A 2,911-nucleotide genomic window follows, 5' to 3' on the forward strand; every position below is an offset into this window, starting at 1 on the left:
GTCTTTCGTAACACATCAATCGGCATGACAAACAGCGCTTTAAACAGCGGTGATACGTGAGTCGTTTTATCATCGATTACTTCTAATGCATTAAAGCTAAATCCCTCTCCATCAGCACTGTTGTTCGGCTTGACAGTAAATGTGAGCGGTTTGAGGGTACGGATCATATTGAGGATGTTTTTATGGCGTTTGTCTTCGGAGCTTAGGAGGATATTGCCGTCTTTGGTACGTACTTTTGCCGTCTCGACGAGGAGTCTCCAGTTATCGGCATGGAGCGTTTTGTTCCATGTCATCGTTCCGCTCGTGTAGTTGATTTGTTTTTTTTCACCGACGATGATCCCCTCTCGGGTGCTACGGATGGTTTCGGCGAGGGTGAGAAAAAAGTTTTTGCCTCCGACGGAGTCTGCACATTCACGTAAGAGTTCACCCAATGGTTGTTCAGTAGTCATAAAATTATCCTTTTCTTTATCCTCATCATATCTAAATAACGGCTCAAATAGAGGATTTTAACCCCAAATATGCTATTTTTCGATTATGAAACAACAAGAAACTGCCCCCTTTTGGGAAACAAAAACCCTCGAAGAACTGACCCCAGCGGAATGGGAAGCACTCTGTGACGGATGCGGACTGTGCTGTCTGAACCGGCTGCAGGATGAAGACGACGATACGGCTCCAATCTATTTGACACGTGTCGCGTGCCATTGTTACGATATCCAAGCAGGAAAATGCAGCGATTACGAGAATCGTTTTAAACGGGTTGAGGGGTGCATGGGACTCAATGTTGAACGTGCGGCTCAGTATGATTGGTTGCCTGAAACATGTGCGTACCGTCTGCGCCATCTGGGCAAACCGCTCCCTTCATGGCATCCGCTGATCACCAAAGATCCCCTTTCCGTTCGTCCCTACGGGATGCATGCTCTGGATCCGATTTTGGAGAGTGACGATATCGAGTTGGAAGATTATGTTGTGGATGAATTTATCGAGGATTAGTAATCTTATAGATAAAACTAAACACTTCCGCCACTGCGAGGTAGAGCTTCTCCGGCACTTCGCGATCTAGCTCCACCTTGCTCAACATCTCAACCAAATCTTCATCTTTTTTGATCGGAAGGTTGTGAAGCTCTGCTATTTTGATAATGTTTTCCGCAGTGACCCCTTGTCCTTTTGCGATGACACGGGGGGCGTTTTCTTTCGCCGGGTCATAACGCATTGCGACCGCTTTTTTCATACTTTTACCTCAAATCCCAGATCGGAACCGTTCGCATCCGTTCCGTAGGTCTCTTTTAACGGCGACAGGGTCTCTTTCATTTCAAAAACCCGTATTGCTCTGGGGGTTAATCCGGCATCGATGAGCAAGGAGCGCAGGGTGGCGATATTGTCGTGGATCAGTGTTTTGAGCTCCGGTTTTTCAGTGTGAGCTTGGATTTCCAACTGATTTCCCTCATACAGTGCCATCATCAGATTCAGTTCTCCGTACTCTTTCAGACGAAGATTGATTTCGCAGTAAAACTTTTTATCCGTCGTTTTTTTGAACGCCATTGAGCCCTCTTCGAGCTGATCCCATGCGAACGGGATATAGATAGAGTTCGAAGAGCCTATATAAGAGGTAATCTGGTGATAATCGATTTGGGTCAGGAGTTTGTCGGTTTGCTCCAACAACTTCGGAGCATTCGGATCATTTGATTGGGTAAGCTCATCGTGCAGAGCAAGGAGATTGGATTTGAGATCATGTTCCATCGACTCTTTTAAAAACGTTTCGGTGACCAATGCTTTGGGATTGGTAAACTCGTCCAGTTTCGCGATAACCTGAGTGAGTTCTTTGGTGCTGTTTCCCTCATTGATGGCACTTTTGAGCTGTTGGGTAAATGACTTGAGCTCTTCCGTAGGGGCATTATCCAAATTTTTGAGGAGTTTTTCGATGGAATCGAGCAATGTATTTGTGTCAGCGGCTTTGCTGGAGAGTAGGGTTCCGTAGAGCTGTGAAAGGGCCGTCTTTATCTCTTGCACAGCACTGAGTTGATCGAGTTTCTGGGCTAGGGCAGAGACCTCTTTGGAGTATAGGGGATCACTCTTTGAGAGCAGTGTATGGAGATTTTCAGTCACTTTTTTCAGTGTATCGGTGAGGCTGATAGCACTTTTTAAGTCTTGTGATGCTGTCGAGAGAATAGGGCTTTCCAAAAGGGTAGCAATCTGTTGTTGAAGGACTTTTGCGTCATTCTGAGGACTTTTTGTGAGAAGAGTGCGAAGCTGTTCGAGTGTTTGGGTCAGATCGGGTATTTTCTGCAATGCTGCGGCAAATTTGGATTCCATGAAAACGCCGCTGGAAGCAATCTGATTTTTGAGTGTAGCGCCGTCTATGGTTGCGGCATTTTTCAAAAATGTTTCTAATGCAGCGGTTTTAGAGGAGAGATCGGGAGAGGTTTTAAGCTCTTTTAGAAGCGATTGCAGGTTATCGGTGAGATTTCCCATATTTTTAAATGCAGTTGAGTTTTTTAAAATATCGAGCAAAACGGTATCCGATTTTGCAGCGGTGATTTTATCCTGAAATACCGAGGTGAGGAGGGATTTGATATCTTTCCCCTCTTTGAGCTGTGAGAGCTGTTCGGGGGTGGCGTTTTTGATCGCCTCAGCTAGGGCTTTGTTCGTGTTGGGCAGGATGATATTGAGCCGGGCATCGGTATTTAGATTGATCATAGAGAAAATCATAACACAAAATTATTTTTTCGCTGCCGTACTAAAAGTATTGACTAATGCGGAGTAAGAAACTAATTTTAGGAATAAATGAAAACATTTTCCAAAAAATAACAAAAAACATTGTAAATTAATCTTTAATTCGGTATAGTCATGAACTTTAAATAACAACTATAAATATCAAAGGTTTTTTATGGAGATTGCCTCATCTCTCCTCAGC

The 2,911-nt window shown here is 44.3% G+C and carries 4 protein-coding genes; 1 reads left to right on the plus strand and 3 read right to left on the minus strand.

Annotated features, from left to right (window positions below; translation table 11 throughout):
* On the minus strand, window positions 1-449 hold a 449-nt coding region (locus PHP90_RS13890), incomplete at its 3' end, for a hypothetical protein (RefSeq protein WP_299931081.1).
* A gap of 85 nt (window positions 450-534) precedes the next feature.
* On the opposite strand from PHP90_RS13890, the gene PHP90_RS13895 reads away from it, so the two are divergent.
* Window positions 535-990, plus strand: coding sequence for a YcgN family cysteine cluster protein (locus tag PHP90_RS13895; RefSeq protein WP_299931083.1), 456 nt, complete (start codon window positions 535-537; stop codon window positions 988-990).
* Here the strand turns inward: PHP90_RS13895 and PHP90_RS13900 are convergent.
* Both PHP90_RS13900 and PHP90_RS13905 read right to left on the minus strand, forming a co-directional pair.
* Window positions 977-1,228, minus strand: coding sequence for an EscU/YscU/HrcU family type III secretion system export apparatus switch protein (locus tag PHP90_RS13900; protein ID WP_299931085.1), 252 nt, complete (start codon window positions 1,226-1,228; stop codon window positions 977-979). The genes PHP90_RS13895 and PHP90_RS13900 overlap by 14 nt on opposite strands.
* Window positions 1,225-2,694 (minus strand): flagellar hook-length control protein FliK, encoded by a 1,470-nt coding sequence (locus tag PHP90_RS13905; RefSeq protein ID WP_299931087.1) that lies wholly within the window; start codon window positions 2,692-2,694, stop codon window positions 1,225-1,227. The genes PHP90_RS13900 and PHP90_RS13905 overlap by 4 nt, the downstream gene beginning before the upstream one ends.
* Window positions 2,695-2,911 lie beyond the last annotated feature (217 nt).

The sequence above is a fragment of the Sulfuricurvum sp. genome (assembly GCF_028712165.1).
GTDB lineage: Bacteria > Campylobacterota > Campylobacteria > Campylobacterales > Sulfurimonadaceae > Sulfuricurvum.